Consider the following 17908-nt stretch of genomic DNA (forward strand, 5'->3'; position numbering starts at 1 on the left):
CAAAAACGATGACTATCGTTTGACCAACATTGACTATAGCGGTATGATATGTTTACAACCTACATAAAGGAGGCAGATTCAATGTTAATTCCAACAGTTATCGAACAAACAGGTCGCGGGGAACGCGCGTACGATATTTACTCACGCTTGCTCAAGGACCGCATCATCTTGCTCGGAAGTGCAATCGACGACAACGTCGCCAACTCGATTGTCGCCCAGCTTCTCTTCCTTGCAGCCGAGGACCCAGATAAGGACATCTCACTTTACATCAACAGCCCGGGTGGTTCGATCACTTCCGGAATGGCGATTTATGACACGATGAACTTCATCAAGCCGAACGTGTCGACGATTTGTATCGGAATGGCCGCATCGATGGGTGCCTTCTTGCTCCAAGCCGGTGAACAAGGCAAACGCTTCGCGCTTCCAAACGCGGAAATCATGATTCACCAACCGCTCGGCGGTACGCAAGGTCAAGCATCGGATATCAAAATCCATGCCGAGCGCATCATCAAGATGCGTGAGAAATTGAACCAAATCATGGCCGACAACACTGGCCAGCCGCTTGAAGTGATCGAGCGCGACACAGAGCGCGACTACTTCATGTCAGCTGAACAAGCGAAAGACTACGGTCTCATCGACAAAGTCATGACGCGTTAATGACGCAACCCCATTCTCCTCGGAGAATGGGGTTTTTGTTTACTCTTTGACCTCGACCCCGAATACATAGCGGCTATCGCCTTGCGGCCAATCCCCGCCCGTCTCGAATACATAAACGCCCGGTTCGTCAGGCACGACGGGTTCAGACCGTACGAGCTCCCCGTCGATGATTTGATGGAACGAGACGTTCGACGGCTCGGCATGGAACTCGACATCAATCTCGGCACCCGGTTCGACGGGCACGAGCTGCAAGTCGTCCGCTTCCGGCAACCCGTGGTCTTCACATACCGCCTCGCCCCCATTGGACCAGCAGAACGTCGACTGCTTCACTTCGGCCGTCACCGACCCGACCCGGACCGTCGGGAGCGGCGGTTTGATCGAGGACTCCGACTTCCAAAACGAGGTGGCCAACAACGCGCCGCCGACGAGAATCAACCCAACCACGACGATCCATAACCCTTTTCGTCTCAACCCGCTCATCTCCTTTGTTCTTGTATTCCCCGTTCCACGAAAAAACGACCCACTTCCGTGAGTCGTCCCGTTCATTTCGGGCGTCGGAGCCCTTTCATCATATAGCCGCCTTTAAAGTCAATCGGATCGAATGCGACGAGGAACGCCTTCGGCTCATACTCCTCGACCATCTGGCGCAAATCCTTCATCCGTGTCCGCGCTGCCAAGACATCGAGACGATAGCGGATGCCGTCACGTCCCTGCCCTTGGTAGTGCGTCACCCCGTAGCCGCTGTCGCGCATCTTCTGGATGAGCTCGGCCGGGAACTCTTGTGTGTGGACTTGAATCATATTGTAGCCGATCGCAAGTTTCCGCTCGACGTAACCGCCGACGAGAATCCCAAGTCCGAAGCCGACCGCATAGACGATCATCCCGAGCGTCGTCAAATCTTGGAACACGATGCCGAGCGCGAAGATATAGATAAGCGTCTCAAGCGTACCGAACAGCCCCGCAATCATCGTTTTTCCTTTGACGAGCATGATGGTACGAAGCGTCAGCACCGGTACATAGACGAGTTGTAATACTAGGATGAGCAAGATTTGCCCCATTGGAACGACCTCCATTCGAATTCAATACAACCACTATTTCAAATTTCAGGGCCGGATGCAACCAAAAAAGGCTGACCGGAGTCAGCCTTTCGCAATTATTTGTCTAAGTTATCAACGCTCGTGAGCAGTTCATAGTCTTTACGGATGACCTGATAGATGGCATTCGTGTCGCCTGACAGTACTTCTTCCGCCCGCAATTGGTTGAGGAAGAGGCTTGTCGCGAACGTGACGAGGGCGCTTTTCGGGATCCCGATTTGTTTCGCACGCTCCGTGATGACCTGGTCTAAGTCAGCGTCAATCGTGAGCGAGATTCTTTTCTTTGCATTCGACATAATCATGAAGCTCCTTTAAGTTACATTTCTAAAGTCCTATACACAATTGCTAATTATATAGGAAGAATGGTTTTGGCGCAACCAACGTCACGATGAGCTGATTTCTTCACCGTTGCGCACCTTGTCCGCGATCTGATCGATTTTACGGAGCCGGTGGTTGATTCCTGACTTCGAGATCGGTCCCGTCTCGAGCATCTCGCCGAGTTCTTGGAGCGAGACGTCTTGATGGGTGACCCGTAGCTCGGCAATTTCCCGGAGTTTGACCGGCAAGATTTCGAGTCCGACCGTGCGCTCGAGGAACTTGATGTTCTCGACTTGGCGGAGTGCCGCCCCGACGGTCTTGTTCAAGTTCGCCGTCTCACAGTTGACGAGCCGGTTGACGGAGTTGCGCATGTCCTTGATGATGCGCGCGTCCTCGAAGTCGAGCATGCCGCGCGTCGCCCCGACAAGTTTCAGAAAGTCCGAGATTTTCTCGCTCTCTTTAATGTAGAGAATATGCCCTTTCTTCCGCTCGAGCGTCTTCGCGTTCAAGCCGAAGCGGTTGGCGAGGTCCCGGAGCGCCTGGTTATGGTTCTCGTACAGGCTGTACACCTCGAGGTGATACGACGACGTCTTCGGATGGTTGATCGACCCGCCGGCAAGGAACGACCCGCGCAAATACGCTCGGGCGAGGTTCTCGTCGCGCGTCATATCCGAGTTGAGCGTCCGAATCATCTCGTAATTCTCCCCGAGAATCTCGAGGTCCTTCAACATCGTCTCGGCGCGCTGGGCGACCCGGACGATATAGACGTTGTTCTTCTTTAACCGCATTTTCTTCCGTACGAACAAATCAAGATGATGGTCGTACAGCCGTTTCATGAGGGAATAGATTCGGCGTGCGATGGCGGCGTTCTCGGTCGAGACGTCGAGCGTCATCCCCCGCCCTAAGGCGAGCGAGATGACCCCGTTCATCCGGACGAGCGCGGACAGTTCCGCTTTCGCCTCGGCATCGGTCACTTCGAGTTGCGTCAGTTCTTTTTTGACGTCAGAGGCAAAGCTCATGTCAGTCCCCTCCTTTCTGTTCAATCACAACTTATTTCAGCTCGAGCTCTTGGAACGAGCGTGGTTTCTTGATGCGCAGCACGCGCTGCATGACGAGGCCGGCGATGGCGTCCGAGTCGTGGCGGATGTAATCGCGATTATAGTCGACGATGTCACCGGCGAGCACATTCGTGCCATAGTTCCGAAGCTTCTTGCGATCGAAACGGACCTCTTCCGAGCCGTCCTCGAGGTAACGCTCTAAATAGATGTCCTCGATCGGCTCGTTATTGACGACGATCGTGTCGACCGTCGACTTGCCGAGATACGCCTCAATCGATTTCAAATGCTTCATCGCGTCGTACCCTTTCGTCTCGCCCGGTTGCGTCATGACGTTGCAAATATAGACGACCGGCTTCCCGGAGCGGACGATGGCGTCGCGCACTTCCGGAATCAACAGGTTCGGGATGATGCTCGTATATAAGCTCCCTGGTCCAAGCACAATCAAATCCGCGCCCTCGATCGCCTCGACGACACCGGCCGCCGGCTTGATGCCCTCTTCGAGCAAAAATAGGCGTTTGATCGGTTTTTCGACGAGCGGGATTTTCGATTCGCCTTTGACGATCGTCCCGTCCTCGAACTCGGCCGCGAGCGTCATGAGCGTCTCCGTCACCGGGAGCACCTTGCCCTGGGCGTTCAACAGCTGCGACAAGACGTCGACCGCCTTGACGAACGAGCCTTCACAGATGTGCGTCGCCGCCGTCAGCATGAGGTTGCCGAGCGAGTGGCCTTCGAGCCCAAAGCCGCTGTCGAACCGATATTGCAGAATCTTGTCCATGAGCGGCTCGACCTCGGACAAAGCGAGGATGACGTTCCGGATATCGCCCGGCGGTAACATGTGGAACTCGTCACGGAGGCGTCCCGAGCTGCCCCCGTCGTCCCCGACCGTGACGATGGCCGTTATATCGAGCGGATAGTGCTTCAAGCCCCGTACGAGCGTCGAGAGGCCCGTACCGCCACCGATGGCCACAACTTTCCTTTCGCGTCTCATCTTACTTCTCCTTCGTCGCATGCGCGAGGTCGCGATGGACGGTCTTGACGTTATAGCGCTCGGCGAAATGGGCCGACACTTTCTCGGCGAACGTGATCGAACGGTGCTTCCCGCCCGTACAGCCGAAGGCGACGACGACTTGCGTCTTCCCTTCGCGCTTGTACTGCGGCAACAGGAATTCGAGCATGTCGATCAGCTTCTTATAGAACGCCCGCGCCTCGGGGTGCGACATGACGTAATTCTGGACTTCTTCCGTCTGTCCGGTGAGCGGACGGAGCTCCGGGATATAGAACGGGTTCGTGATGAAGCGGACGTCGAACAACAAATCGATATCGAGCGGGACGCCGTGCTTGAACCCGAACGACATGAAGTTGACCGTGAACGGAATCCGTTCCTCGTTGAATTGGAGCAGGATGCGGTCTTTGAGCATCTGCGGCTTCAAGTCGGTCGTGTCATAGAGCGTATGGGCCCGGTCACGGAAACCTTCGAGTAACGAGCGCTCGAGACCGATGCCGACGAGTGGTGCGTCTTCCGGGGCGAGCGGATGCGACCGGCGCGTCTCTTTATAGCGGCGCACGAGCACTTCGTCCCGTGTGTCGAGATAGAGTAAGTGCGGGTGCACGTTCTTCTGTTCCAAGTCGTCGATGACGATAAACAGGCTGTCGATGAAGTCGCGCGTGCGCGTATCGATCGCGACGGCTATTTTCGGTCGGACCGAGCTGATGACGTCAATCAATTGCGGCAATAGCACCGGCGGCAAGTTATCGACGCAAAAATAGCCGAGGTCCTCAAAGCTGTTCATCGCGACCGATTTCCCGGCCCCGCTCATCCCGCTGATGATAATCAATTCTTCTAATCCTTTAAAGTCTTCCATGTCACTGACGCCCCCTTAAAATTGACAACCGAGCCGTGTGTGTAGCTCTCTTCTGTCTTTAGTATAACGAACGCCTGAAAAAAAGAGAAGGGATTGCGGTCGCCCGCAATCCCTTCTGTCTCTAGTCACGCGTTTTGTTCGTGCAACGCCTCGAGGAGTCCCTCGATATAGTGTTGCGCGTTTTGAGCGGCAATCGACCCATCGTTCGTCGCGGTGACGACTTGACGGAGCGTCTTGTCGCGAACGTCTCCGGCTGCGAAAATCCCAGGGATCGTCGTCTCCATCGCTTCGTTCGTGACGATATAGCCTTGCTCGTTCGTGATGCCGAGGTCTTTGACGAAACCAGTGATCGGGTTCATGCCGATATAGATGAACACGCCATCGATCTCATGGTCCGACTCGGTTCCGTCGACCGTGCTGACGAGACGCGCCCCACCGACTTTTCCGTCCGCTTCCACGATCTCTTTGAGCGTGTGGTTCCAGATGAAGTCGATTTTCGGGTTGTCGAACGCCCGTTTTTGAAGAATCTTTTGCGCGCGAAGCTCGTCGCGACGGTGGACGATTGTGACTTTGTCAGCGAAGCGCGTCAAGAACACGCCTTCTTCGACTGCCGAGTCACCGCCACCGATGACGAACAAGTTCTTGCCTTTGAAGAATGCTCCGTCACAGACCGCACAGTAAGAGACACCGCGGCCGCCGAGCTCTTCTTCGCCCGGGACACCGATTTTCTTGTATTGCGCGCCTGAGGCGAGAATGATGGCCCGCGCTTTATAGTCGCGATTGTGGGCGTGAACGACTTTATACTCCGTCTCGTCCGAGATGCTTTGGACGTCGCCATAGGCGTACTCCGCACCAAACGCTTTCGAGTGGTCGAACATTTTTTGAGACAAGTCTGGACCAAGAATGCTGTCATAGCCCGGATAGTTTTCGATATCTTCCGTGTTCGCCATCTGTCCACCTGGGATGCCGCGTTCGATCATAAGTGTCGATAAGTTGGCACGCGACGCGTAAAGTGCCGCAGTCATTCCGGCTGGGCCGGCCCCGATGATAATGACATCATAGATTTTTTCTTCTGTCATAATGATTCCACCTCTGCATGAAATTGATTGACTTCAGTATAAGAAACCTAGGGAGGTATCGTCTATCTTTATGCTTGTTCGAGTGTTTGTTTGAACGAACGGATCGTCTCCGTGAGCGTCGCGACATCGATACCGAACACATCGGCACAGTCGTCGAGGACGAGAGCGTCCCGTTTCGCATAGAACATCCAGACGAGGGCAGCGGCCGATGCCGTTGTGTCCTCGAATGATGCACCGGCGAGCAGCAAGAGCGCGAACCGTTCATAAAAGTCGCCGTCGAGGCTCATCTGTTCTGCTTCCGACACTTCCGTCTCGGCAAGCAGAAGCGCGTCGTACGCCTGAGCGATGCGGACGTCGCCTGTGAACGGAGCCTGGCAAATCTCGGCCCGGCACTTCTCAGCGAACGCAAGCACCGTCTCGTTGTCGGTGATGCCACTCGTCAACGCAAGCGCTTCGAACGCCTCGTCATCGGCGAGCTTCGAGATGATTCGGATGATTTCGATTCGAGCCGCGTCTTCTTCTTGACGCAATCCTTGGACGAGCGCCGAGCGGAACTCGAGGTTGTCGCGGATGTCGTACGGGCTCTTCTCTTCGAATTGTTTCAACTCGTCACTGTTCAAATAGGTAGCCGCTTCTTCAAGACGCCCGGTCTTGTAGGCGGATACGCTGAGCCAATGCCCGAACAGTGAATCCCCACGGAACCCGCGCTCTTTCAACAGGCGGAGTTCTTCGTACGCGCGGTCGTATTGACCGACGAGCGCGAGCGTCGTGGCGAGTTTGTAGCGTAAATCGAACTGGAGCGGACGGACACGTGTCAGTGGGACCGACAGTTGGAGCGCCGCCTCTGATTGTCCGGCTTCATGCAACAACAGAATCGTGTTCAAGAGCGCATGCAAGTTACCCGGGTTCTCATCGAGCACGTACTCGAGCGTCTCGAAAGCCGCGTCATCGTTGCCGAGATAAAAATTGACGACAGCCAAGTTATTGAACGCCGGCCAAAAGCGCGGATAGCGATCGATTAACCGTTCGAGCGTCGACTTGGCGGCGAACAGGCGGCCTTTGTCGATATGCTGTTGGGCCTCGGTGTGCCACGTGATCAGCTCGTCTTCTTCGTCATCTTCGAGTTCTTGTTCGAGTTCAATCAGTTCTAACAGGGATTGGACCGAGTCCGCGTAGCGTCCGTGTGCCTCGACTTCGAGGTAGCGGTTCGCATACATCGCTGCTTCTTCATATAAAGAGATATAGGCGCAGTTGCTCGCAAGGTGATATAAGGCCTCTGTTGACGTTTCATCGAGTTCAAGCACCCGTTTCCACACGTCATTGGCGTGGTAGATCTCCCCTACTTCAAATAACAGTTCAGCGTACTGTTTGTGATAGTCGACGCGGTGTGCTGCAGCGGCAGTGGCTTCAGCCATGAAAAAAGTCGCTTCATCTAGGCGACCTTCACGTAACGCACGACGACCTCTATAGTAGTGGAGCTCCGCGGCGAGCGGAGATTCTGGTTCGGGTAGCGTCATTACTGCTTCATAGTTCGCTTCCATATTCTAAATCCTCCACATCATCTCTAAATCTTTTTTTAGTTGCAGGGTTAAGAATACCGCACTCAATCAGTGAGGGCAACTGAAAAACTTAAAAAAAATCGGGACTATATTCCTTCTATAATGAATATATTTTGCTAGGTCCGCTAAATGCTTTTTGACAAAAATATGAGGGTTTCGTGTCAGCGCCCACAGACACAAAAAAGCGGCATCCCCTTTAAAAAAAGTGATACCGCTCTAGTAATTTTATGAGGACGAACATGTCTTGACCTCAAAATGATTTCGCGCTAAATTGTGTCTATTTTGTGTCGATGGTTTGGAGCTTTGCGCCAACGACGCGCTCTCCGGGCAGGACGTCGCGATGCACGACGGCACCGGCACCGATGACGGCCCGGTCGCCGATCGTGACGCCAGGAAGGATCGTCACGTTCGCCCCAATCAACACCTCGTCCCCGATGCGGACATCCCCGATCCGGTACTCGTCGATGAGGTACTCGTGACAGAGAATCGTCGAATTGAACCCGATGACCGTATTACGGCCGATCGAGATTCGCTCCGGGAACATGACGTCCGGTGTCACCATGAGGGCGAGCGCGCTATACTCCCCGATTTCCATGCCGAGGAACGTCCGGTACAACCAGCGTTTCGCTTTGACGGATGGGAAGTAGCGGCCAATCAAGACGACGGTCGTGTTCTTGAAGACGCGCAGGAAACGAATCGTCCGATACATCTGCCAGAGCGGGTTCGGCCCGTCGAGACGAAACCGTTCCGTCTTACGCATGGACCGTGACCTCGTCGAGCCACGCCTCAAAATGTTCCATCGAGTCGATGATGACGTCCGGCTCGAGCGCTTCTAAAAACGCGCGGCCTTTCAACGCCCAGCCGACGGCGACCGTCTTCGTGCCGGCGTTCTTGCCGCTGAAGATGTCCGTGTCATTATCGCCGACCATGACGGCGCGGTCCGCCGTCGACCCAAGCGCGCGGAGCGCCCGCTCGACCGGCTCGGCATGCGGTTTCTCATGGACGACATCGTCGGCCGTGATGACGACGTCGAACAAGTGGTCGATGTTGAACAAACGCAAGCCTTGCTCGACGACGGGACGGCCTTTCGATGTGACGACGCCCATCTTGTATCCTTTGGCGTGAAGGCGATACAGCCCCTCGATCACACCCGGATATTCGGCGACGAGCTGGTCGTGCATGGCGATGTTGAAGCTGCGATAGAACGCCTGCATCTCTTTCCATTCCGGCTCATTGAGCGCTTTGAACGACTTCTCGAGCGTCGGTCCGATGAACGGGAAAATGTCCTCGTCGCGATACATCTCGTTTGGGAAGTAATACCCGAGCGTGTGACGGAAGCTCGCGATGATGAGCGGGTTCGTATCGAGCAACGTGCCATCCAAATCGAATAGAAGGGTATCCATCAATCAAACAGTCCTTTCTCTGAAGGGTCGTCGTATCGCTTCGCTTTGCGGCGGACGATCATCATGACGATACCGAACACGATCATCGCGATCGAGACGAGTTGTGCCGTCCGGAGATCACCGGCCATCAAGCTGTCGGTCCGCAGTCCTTCGATATAGAAGCGACCGATCGAGTACCAGACGAGATACGACAAGAAGATATAGCCGCGCGGCGGGTTACCGACCATACGCCATACGACGAGCAAGATGACGCCGATGATGTTCCAGACGCTCTCGAACAAGAACGTCGGCAAATAGTAGGCCCCGTCGATATACATCTGATTGACGATCCAGTCCGGGAGGAAGAGCGTCTCTTTCAAGAAACGGCTCGTCGTCTCGGCACCGTGCGCCTCTTGGTTCATGAAGTTGCCCCAGCGACCGACCGCTTGTCCGAGCAAGAGCGACGGTGCGAGGATGTCCGTGATCTTCCAGAACGACATCGACTTGCGCATGCAATAGATGACGACGACGAGCAGCGCCCCGAAGATGGCCCCGTGAATGGCGATGCCGCCTTGACGGATGTCGATGATTTGGCCGAGGTTCTGACTATAGTAGTCCCATTGGAAGATGACGTAGTAAATCCGGGCGAAAACGATGCTGATCGGAATCGACCAGATGATGACGTCGACGACCCGTTCTGAATCATAATTGAGGCGCTTCGCCTCGAACAAGGCGAGAACGAGGCCGAGCATCGCCCCGAAGGCGATAATCATGCCGTACCAATAAATCGGGAGTGACCCGATCTCAAACGCGACGCGGTCAAATGTTGGCTCTACCATTATTCCATGTCTCCTTCGTTGTCATGGATGGCGTTCGCGAGCCGCTCCGCGAACTCTTCGGCCGTATTGATGCCCATGTTCTGCAGACGGTAGTTCATCGCCGCGACTTCGACGATGACAGCCAAGTTACGTCCCGGACGGACCGGAATCGTCAAAATCGGCACTTCACTGTCGATGATTTTCATCGTGTTGTGATCGAGCCCGACGCGGTCATATACTTTGCCCGCATCCCAGTTCTCGAGGTTGATGATCAAGCTGATTTTCTTGTGCGAACGGACGGCACCGGCACCGAACAACGTCATGACGTCGATGATGCCGATTCCGCGAATCTCGAGCAAGTGACGAATCAACTTCGGCGCTGAACCGACGAGCAATTGGTCCCCGGTCTGGCGAATCTCGACCGAGTCATCAGCGACGAGACGGTGGCCCCGCTTGACGAGTTCGAGGGCGGTCTCGGATTTCCCGACGCCGCTCTGCCCTTTGATGAGCACGCCGACGCCGTAGATGTCGACGAGCACGCCGTGCATCGCCGTCATCGGTGCGAGTTCCATCTCGAGGAAGTTCGTGATTTGTGACTCGATTGAGGTCGTGACCGCGTTCGTGCGCATGAGCGGAACGTTCGCCGCCTCGGCTTCTTGTTCAATCTCTTTCGGGATGTCGAAGCCGCGCGTGATGAGGATGCCCGGTGTCAATTCCGTGCATAAAATCTTCGCCCGCTCGCGGCGGCTCTCTTCCGACAAGCTCGCATAGAACGTGAGCTCGGTCTTCCCGAGCACTTGAAGCCGATTTTTCGCATAGTGGGTATAATAGCCGGCAAGGACGAGTCCCGGTCGACTGAGGTCCGGTGTGGCGACAGGACGGTGAAGTCCCTCTTCCCCGGCGATGACTTGAAGTTTGAAGCGCTCAACGAGTTGAGCCGTGCGTACGATATTTTGCATGAGTAATCTGCCCCTTTCACGCTCATTATTGTATCATAGCTCTTCTTGAAAAGTGTCAACGAAAGTGAGCCGAAGCGTGTCGAAAAAAAGAGGTGAAACTAAATTGTGGCAATTGCGTAGAACGGGTATAGACGAATAGGGAGGTGAAATGAAATGAATTCACTATTTTGGATTGCCATTGTCTTTATTTTTATCGTCGGGATCGCGGCGCTCGTCTACTTGGTCAAGTCACTATTTGACATGTGGCGCGAGTATGCGGCGACGAAGAACGAGACGGTGCTCTTATTGTTCATCTTGAACATCGTCGGCTTGTTCTTGTCCGGGTCGCTCTTATCGATGATCGTCGCCATCATCTTCTATTGGAACCGATCGAAGAAGATGCGGTATCTCGGAATCTTCTTGCTCATCGCCGGACCGGTTCTATTCATCCTGTTCATCATCGGCTCATTCACGCTGTATGACGGTCAAATGATGGATTGGGAACAGATGGAGTATCAAATGAATCTATGACACGACAAAAACCCGGAGGCATTCGCCTTCGGGTTTTTGTCATGGGTGTCTCATTCGCCCGGCAAATAACCGACCACGGTGTTCGACTCCGGTGCGACCAAAATCGTCGGGACGCCGATGCTACTGTTCGGGTCCGCTTCGAACGATACGGCGAGCGCCTCGGTCCCCTTATACGCATCGTCCAACAGTTCATAGCCATCATCGACCGTGACACGATGTACCTCGGCACTCGCTCCCGCATCGATTGCGGGCTCTTGCCAGTTTCGCGCGGTCACATACGCCCAGGCGATGGCAATCGCTTCGTCGCCTGACGGCTCGTTCCCACTGACGATGCGCTGTTCGTCGTCACATCCGCCGAGCAACAGCACCGCAATCATCATCCATCCGGACGCTGACGCTAATCGCTTCATCCCGTCCCTCCTCATCTATCAAGTTGAAAGAAACCCGAAGGCGAGAGGCCTTCGGGTTGTCGGTCATTGCTGATGGAACGGGTTGTTCAAATCGGCTGGATTGACCGGGTCGACCGGGTCGATCGGTTCCACCGGCTCGTGCTTGTCCTCTTCGAGGAACGTCGACGGCGTATGGAGCGAGCCGTGTTCGAGGTCGATTGTACCGGTACGTGTTCCGGCCTCGACTTCGATGCGTGGTGTCTGACCGCGTCCCGACAGGAATTCAAGACGACGCTGGGCGACATCTTTCCGGTCACGGATCAACTCGAGCTCGTCCAAGTTACAGTGAAGTCCACCGAAGTTCGTCTCGAGTTCCCCTTCGACCTCGACGCCGTGCGGCAAGACGAGACGAATGTTTCCGGCGAGCGAGACGAGCTCGAACTTGGCCGGACGGGCCGTCGCGAGTTCGGCCCGGATATTCCCGTTGCCGGTCTTGAGCGACGCCTTGTCATATTTCCCGTTCACGATGACGGCACCGTTGCCGGTCCGTACGTGGACGAGTTCTGACTCGACCGCTTCGACCTCGACCGTGCCGTTCCCCGTATTGAGGAGCAGCTCTGAGGCGTGCACGTCATGGAGCACGACCCGGCCGTTTGCCGTCTGGATGCGAACGCTCTCGACATCGAGGCCGTCCGCGCGGACTTCCCCGTTGAGCGTCTGCACGTGCAGGTGATCGAAATGATGATGCGGGACGTACAATTCGACGTGGGCCCGGACGAGTTTGTCACGGAGCGACACGACGAGACGGTCGCCGATGACCGAATGCTTGACCGCCGACTGAAGCTGTTCGAGTGCCTTGTCCGCGTCTTGTTGACGGAGCGGACGGCCCGTGACGATCAGTTCGCACTCGTCGTTGTCGGACGAGACAATCGTCGCCGAGGCGTTGAACAAGTCGAGCGAGATGTCTTTCCCAGTGAACGGGAACGATTTCGAATACGTCACTTCTGGTCCGAAGTTCGAGCTGAACGTGAAGTCGCTGTCACGAAGTTTCGTCACGAGTCCTTCGACGGCCGACGTCAGTTTCGTCGTGAGCGACTCGACCGAATACGCATCGACTTTCTCCGTCTCTTGACGTTCCTCGAGCGCTTGGACGCGCTCAGGTTCGAGCCGTTCCAGTCGCTCGAGTTGGGTCATGCCCTCTTCAATCGTCAGCTTTCCATCTTTCACTTGCTGGAGAATCAGTTCACGCATTTCTTGTTTCACTGTTCGTTTCCCCCTTCGATTTGGTTACACGTCAATCATGTTCCCGTTTCTCATCATTTCTATACCTTACTTCCGTTTTCCTGCTTTTGGTTTCGCTCGGGCCGAATCCCGTTCTAACACCGGCTTCAAATACTTACCCGTATACGAGGCTGCCACTTCAGCGACTTCTTCCGGAGTCCCGGTCGCGACGATTGTACCGCCACCGTCACCGCCCTCAGGTCCGAGGTCGATCAAGTAGTCGGCCGATTTGATGACGTCGAGGTTATGCTCGATGACGAGTACCGTGTCCCCGTTCTCGACGAGGCGTTGCAGCACTTTCAACAACCGGGCGATATCATCGACATGAAGTCCTGTCGTCGGCTCGTCCAAAATATAAATCGTCTTGCCGGTCGATCGCTTATGGAGCTCAGAGGCGAGCTTGACGCGTTGCGCTTCCCCGCCCGACAGTTCCGTCGCCGGTTGTCCAAGTTTCATATAGCCGAGACCGACGTCATAAATCGTCTGAATCTTGCGCTTGATTTTCGGAATCTTGTCAAAGAAGTCGAGCCCTTCTTCAATCGTCATATCGAGCACGTCGGCAATCGTCTTGCCTTTGTACTTCACTTCGAGCGTCTCGCGGTTATAGCGTTTCCCGTGACACACTTCACACGGGACGTAGACGTCCGGCAAGAAGTGCATCTCGATTTTGATGATTCCGTCCCCGCGGCACGCCTCACAGCGTCCGCCCTTGACGTTGAAACTGAAGCGGCCTTTCTTATAGCCGCGCATCTTCGCCTCGTTCGTCGACGCGAACACGTCACGGATATCATCGAATACGCCGGTATACGTCGCCGGGTTCGACCGTGGCGTCCGTCCGATTGGCGACTGGTCGATATCGATGACTTTATCGATATGGTCGAGTCCTTCAATCTTCTTATGCTTCCCTGGCTTCGCCTTGGCCCGGTTGATGTGATGGGCGAGCGATTTATACAGTATCTCGTTGATGAGCGTCGATTTCCCGGAACCGGAGACACCAGTGACGGCAATGAACATGCCGAGCGGAATCGAGACATCGACCCCTTTCAAGTTGTTCTCTTCCGCCTTCAAGATTTTCAAGAAGCGCTCGTCCGGCACTTTGCGTTCGGTCGGGAGCGGGATGAACTTCTTACCGGACAGATATTGGCCCGTGAGCGACTTTCGGTTCTTCATGAGCTGCTTCGGCGTCCCGGCGGCGATGACTTCTCCACCGTGTTCGCCGGCGCCCGGTCCGATGTCGATCAAATAATCGGCTGCCATCATCGTGTCCTCGTCGTGCTCGACGACGATGAGCGTGTTGCCGATATCGCGCATCTGTTTGAGCGTCGCAATCAAGCGGTCGTTGTCTCGTTGGTGCAGCCCGATTGACGGTTCATCGAGGACGTATAGGACGCCCGTGAGCCGCGAACCGATTTGAGTGGCGAGACGAATCCGCTGTGCTTCTCCGCCTGAGAGTGTCCCGGCGGCGCGCGAGAGCGTCAAATAGTCGAGACCGACGTTGTTCAAGAAACTGAGCCGCTCACAAATCTCTTGCAAGATGAGACGGGCGATGGCGATATCTTTCTCGCTCAGTTCCGTCATGATTGAATCGAACAAATCGATGGCGTTGACGACCGACAAGTTCGTCACTTGGCCGATATGGTGACCCGTGATTTTGACGGCGAGCGTCTCTTCTTTCAAACGGTAGCCGCTACATGTCGGACAGGCGTGGGTCGCCATGTACGTCTCCATCTGTTCACGGATATAATCGGACGTCGTCTCTTTATAGCGGCGCTCGATGTTGCGGAGCACCCCTTCGAAGAAGATCGTGTTCGTTCGGACTTGTCCGAAATCGTTCTCGTAACGGAACAAGAACGACTCTTCATCCGTCCCGTGCAAGACGAGGTCTTGGTCCCGCTTGGACAGGCGTTCGAACGGCACATCCATGTCGATGTCGAAGTGTTTACACATCGAGGCGAGCAGTTGCGGATAATACTGCGAACTCGTCGGCTGCCAAGCGACGATCGCGCCTTCCTTCAGCGTCTTCGATGGGTCTGGGATAACGAGTTCCGGGTCGACGTCGAGTTTCGTACCGAGCCCGTCACACGTCGGACAGGCGCCGAACGGTGAGTTGAACGAGAACATGCGCGGCTCAAGTTCGCCGATCGAGAACCCACAAATCGGACAAGCGTGATGTTCGCTGAACAAGAGCTCGGTGCCGTCCATCTTATCGATGATGGCCCGACCGTCGGCAAGGCGAAGCGCCGTCTCGAGCGAGTCGGCAAGACGACCTTCGACGTCAGCGCGAACGACGAGACGGTCAACGACGACTTCGATCGAATGTTTCTTATTCTTATCAAGCTCGATCTCATCGGTCAGTTCAATCGTCTCGCCATTGACACGAACGCGGACGAACCCTTCCTTTTTGAGCGAGTCGAACACTTTGACGTGCGTCCCTTTGCGGCCCGAGACGATTGGCGCCAGGATTTGCAGGCGCGTCTTCTCCGGCAACTCCATCACTTGGTCGACCATCTGTGAGATGGTCTGGCTTGAGATTTCGATACCGTGACGCGGACAGACCGGTTTCCCGATGCGAGCGAACAAAAGACGTAAGTAGTCATAGATTTCCGTCACCGTCCCGACGGTCGAACGCGGGTTACGGCTCGTCGTCTTCTGGTCGATCGAGATGGCCGGGCTCAGCCCTTCAATCGTATCGACGTCCGGTTTGTCCATCTGTCCGAGGAACTGACGGGCGTAGGCCGATAGACTCTCGACGTAACGGCGCTGCCCCTCGGCGTAGATGGTGTCGAACGCGAGTGACGATTTACCGGAACCGGACAAGCCCGTCAAGACGACGAGCTGGTCCCGTGGAATATCGATATCAATGTTTTTCAAGTTGTTGACGCGCGCCCCTTTGATGACGATCGCATTTTTCTTTTCAGCCATTTAATTCCCTACCTTCAACTCCAAGATTAAGTCACGCAATTCGGCCGCCCGTTCGAACTGGAGGTCGCGGGCCGCTTGTTTCATTTCTTCTTCTAGCTTGGCGATGGCTTCCTCACGTTCAGCCGGCTTCATCGAGCTGAGTGATTCGAGCACATCCTCCTCGGCGTCGACCGTCGCGCGGATGACGCCGCGTACTTCTTTACGGATCGTCTGCGGCGTGATGCCGTGTTCTTCATTATAAGCTTCTTGAATCGAGCGACGACGATCGGTCTCTTCAATCGCGCGCGTCATCGAGTCGGTCATCTTATCAGCGAACAAGATGACGTGCCCGTTCGAGTTCCGCGCCGCCCGCCCGATCGTCTGAATAAGCGATCGGTCCGAACGGAGGAACCCTTCCTTGTCGGCGTCTAGAATCGTGACGAGACTCACTTCCGGGATGTCTAGTCCTTCCCGCAGCAAGTTGATTCCGACGAGGACGTCGTATTTTCCGAGACGCAGGTCACGGATGATCTCAATCCGCTCGAGCGTCTTGATTTCAGAGTGCATATAGTTGACCTTGATGCCCGCTTCACGCAGATAGTCCGATAAATCCTCGGCCATCTTTTTCGTGAGCGTCGTCACGAGGACGCGTTCGTCCTGTTTGATGCGGTCGCGAATTTGGTCCATCAAGTAGTCGATTTGTCCTTTAATCGGATGAATCTCGATCGTCGGGTCGAGCAGTCCTGTCGGCCGGATGATCTGTTCGATCATGTGCGGGGTATGCTCGAGCTCGAACGGACCCGGTGTCGCCGAGATGAAGATCGCTTGCGACAACTTCTTCTCGAACTCGTCGAACTTGAGTGGTCGGTTGTCTTTGGCCGAAGGGAGACGGAAACCGTGGTCGACGAGCACTTGTTTCCGGGCCTGGTCGCCGTTGTACATGCCGCGCACTTGCGGGAGCGTCACGTGCGACTCATCAGCGATGAGCAAGAAGTCTTTCGGGAAGTAGTCGATGAGCGTGTACGGCGTCGCCCCTGCCTCCGTCAAGTTCAAATGACGTGAATAGTTCTCGATGCCTGAACAGTAGCCCATCTCGCGCATCATCTCGAGGTCATAGTTCGTCCGTTGTTCGAGGCGCTGTGCTTCAAGCAGTTTGCCTTCTTCGCGGAACTTTTCGAGCTGCTGTTCGAGCTCGGCCTCGATGTTGACGATTGCTTTTTGCAACTTCTCGTCACGAGTGACGAAGTGGGACGCCGGGAAGATCGAGACGTGCTCCCGGTCGGCGATAATCTCTCCGGTGAGTGGGTCCATCTCGCGGATGCGGTCGATTTCGTCACCGAAAAACTCAACGCGCAAGCACTGCTCGTCACGTGACGCCGGGAAAATCTCGACGACATCCCCGCGGACACGGAAACGGCCGCGCTGGAAATCGATATCGTTCCGTTCATATTGAATGTCGATCAGTTTGCGGAGCATCTGGTCGCGCCCCATCTCTTTGCCGACGCGGAGACTTAAGACGAGACTGTTATACTCTTCCGGGTTACCGAGACCGTAAATACAGGAGACGGAGGCGACGATGATGACGTCGTCCCGCTCGAACAAGGCCGATGTCGCCGAGTGGCGGAGTTTATCGATCTCATCGTTAATCGAGGCATCTTTCTCGATGAACGTGTCGGTCGACGGCACATACGCCTCCGGCTGATAGTAGTCGTAATAACTGACGAAGTATTCGACGGCGTTGTTCGGGAAGAACTCTTTGAACTCGGAGTAGAGCTGTCCGGCGAGCGTCTTGTTGTGGGCCAAGACGAGCGTCGGCTTCTTCACTTCTTGGATGACGTTCGATACGGTGAACGTCTTCCCGGTGCCGGTCGCACCGAGCAACGTCTGATACCGGTCGCCGCGATTGATTCCTTCGACGAGCTGACGAATCGCTTCCGGTTGGTCGCCGGCCGGCTTATATTCTGAATGTAAGTCGAACGGAACGCTAATCTTATCCATGTATATTCCTCGCTTTCTTTACCTTGCATATTGGCTTGATTAT

18 protein-coding genes are annotated in these 17908 nt (G+C 55.2%); 2 read left to right on the forward strand and 16 right to left on the reverse strand.

The annotated features are described in order from the left end of the window. Positions 1–81 precede the first annotated feature (81 nt). Positions 82–657, forward strand: coding sequence for an ATP-dependent Clp endopeptidase proteolytic subunit ClpP (gene clpP / locus KNP67_RS12895; protein WP_021065442.1), 576 nt, complete (start codon positions 82–84; stop codon positions 655–657). A 39-nt stretch (positions 658–696) separates the two neighbouring features. Here the strand turns inward: clpP and KNP67_RS12900 are convergent, their stop codons facing one another. The 12 genes from KNP67_RS12900 to hprK form a co-directional block, all read right to left on the reverse strand. Next, a complete protein-coding gene (locus KNP67_RS12900) occupies positions 697–1137 on the reverse strand; it encodes a hypothetical protein (protein ID WP_029595056.1) in 441 nt (146 codons plus the stop codon). Between the two features lie 62 nt (positions 1138–1199). Further along, positions 1200–1715 (reverse strand): DUF2179 domain-containing protein, encoded by a 516-nt coding sequence (locus tag KNP67_RS12905; protein ID WP_021065440.1) that lies wholly within the window; start codon positions 1713–1715, stop codon positions 1200–1202. A 95-nt stretch (positions 1716–1810) separates the two neighbouring features. Beyond that, a complete protein-coding gene (locus KNP67_RS12910; protein ID WP_021065439.1) occupies positions 1811–2047 on the reverse strand; it encodes a hypothetical protein in 237 nt (78 codons plus the stop codon). Positions 2048–2134: 87 nt separating this feature from the next. Beyond that, positions 2135–3088: a DNA-binding protein WhiA gene (gene whiA, locus KNP67_RS12915; protein ID WP_029595055.1), complete on the reverse strand. Its 954-nt coding sequence runs from the start codon at positions 3086–3088 to the stop codon at positions 2135–2137. Between the two features lie 31 nt (positions 3089–3119). Next, positions 3120–4115: a gluconeogenesis factor YvcK family protein gene (locus tag KNP67_RS12920; RefSeq protein WP_029595054.1), complete on the reverse strand. Its 996-nt coding sequence runs from the start codon at positions 4113–4115 to the stop codon at positions 3120–3122. Position 4116: 1 nt separating this feature from the next. Beyond that, complete coding sequence (gene rapZ, locus KNP67_RS12925; protein ID WP_021065436.1) at positions 4117–4989, reverse strand: RNase adapter RapZ; 873 nt, start codon at positions 4987–4989, stop codon at positions 4117–4119. 125 nt (positions 4990–5114) lie between these two features. Continuing rightward, the gene (trxB, locus tag KNP67_RS12930) at positions 5115–6068 is read right to left on the reverse strand and encodes a thioredoxin-disulfide reductase (RefSeq protein ID WP_021065435.1); all 954 of its coding nucleotides are present in this window, start codon (positions 6066–6068) and stop codon (positions 5115–5117) included. Positions 6069–6136: 68 nt separating this feature from the next. After that, a complete protein-coding gene (locus tag KNP67_RS12935) occupies positions 6137–7609 on the reverse strand; it encodes a tetratricopeptide repeat protein (protein ID WP_251130872.1) in 1473 nt (490 codons plus the stop codon). Between the two features lie 295 nt (positions 7610–7904). Then, positions 7905–8387: an acyltransferase gene (locus tag KNP67_RS12940; protein WP_214756742.1), complete on the reverse strand. Its 483-nt coding sequence runs from the start codon at positions 8385–8387 to the stop codon at positions 7905–7907. After that, positions 8380–9030 carry a pyrophosphatase PpaX gene (ppaX, locus tag KNP67_RS12945; protein ID WP_214756743.1) on the reverse strand — a complete coding sequence of 217 codons (651 nt, stop codon included), beginning with the start codon at positions 9028–9030 and terminating at the stop codon, positions 8380–8382. The genes KNP67_RS12940 and ppaX overlap by 8 nt, the downstream gene beginning before the upstream one ends. Beyond that, positions 9030–9848, reverse strand: a complete 819-nt coding sequence (lgt, locus tag KNP67_RS12950; RefSeq protein ID WP_058764138.1) for a prolipoprotein diacylglyceryl transferase — start codon at positions 9846–9848, stop codon at positions 9030–9032. Before lgt ends, ppaX begins: the two co-directional genes overlap by 1 nt. Continuing rightward, positions 9848–10786, reverse strand: coding sequence for an HPr(Ser) kinase/phosphatase (gene hprK / locus KNP67_RS12955; RefSeq protein WP_021065430.1), 939 nt, complete (start codon positions 10784–10786; stop codon positions 9848–9850). The genes lgt and hprK overlap by 1 nt, the downstream gene beginning before the upstream one ends. A 153-nt stretch (positions 10787–10939) precedes the next feature. Between hprK and KNP67_RS12960 the strand changes: the two genes are divergently transcribed. Then, positions 10940–11296, forward strand: a complete 357-nt coding sequence (locus tag KNP67_RS12960) for a hypothetical protein (protein ID WP_021065429.1) — start codon at positions 10940–10942, stop codon at positions 11294–11296. Positions 11297–11346: 50 nt separating this feature from the next. Here KNP67_RS12960 and KNP67_RS12965 read toward each other — a convergent pair whose 3' ends face one another. The 4 genes from KNP67_RS12965 to uvrB form a co-directional block, all read right to left on the reverse strand. Continuing rightward, a complete protein-coding gene (locus KNP67_RS12965) occupies positions 11347–11706 on the reverse strand; it encodes a hypothetical protein (protein ID WP_214756744.1) in 360 nt (119 codons plus the stop codon). Between the two features lie 63 nt (positions 11707–11769). Beyond that, positions 11770–12948, reverse strand: a complete 1179-nt coding sequence (locus tag KNP67_RS12970; RefSeq protein WP_021065427.1) for a DUF4097 family beta strand repeat-containing protein — start codon at positions 12946–12948, stop codon at positions 11770–11772. Positions 12949–13014: 66 nt separating this feature from the next. After that, positions 13015–15888 (reverse strand): excinuclease ABC subunit UvrA, encoded by a 2874-nt coding sequence (uvrA, locus tag KNP67_RS12975; RefSeq protein ID WP_214756745.1) that lies wholly within the window; start codon positions 15886–15888, stop codon positions 13015–13017. Continuing rightward, a complete protein-coding gene (uvrB, locus tag KNP67_RS12980) occupies positions 15889–17865 on the reverse strand; it encodes an excinuclease ABC subunit UvrB (protein WP_251130873.1) in 1977 nt (658 codons plus the stop codon). Positions 17866–17908: the final 43 nt, after the last annotated feature.

Origin of the sequence: Exiguobacterium sp. s157, assembly GCF_018618205.1 — a bacterium.
Taxonomy (GTDB): Bacteria; Bacillota; Bacilli; order Exiguobacteriales; family Exiguobacteriaceae; genus Exiguobacterium; species Exiguobacterium chiriqhucha.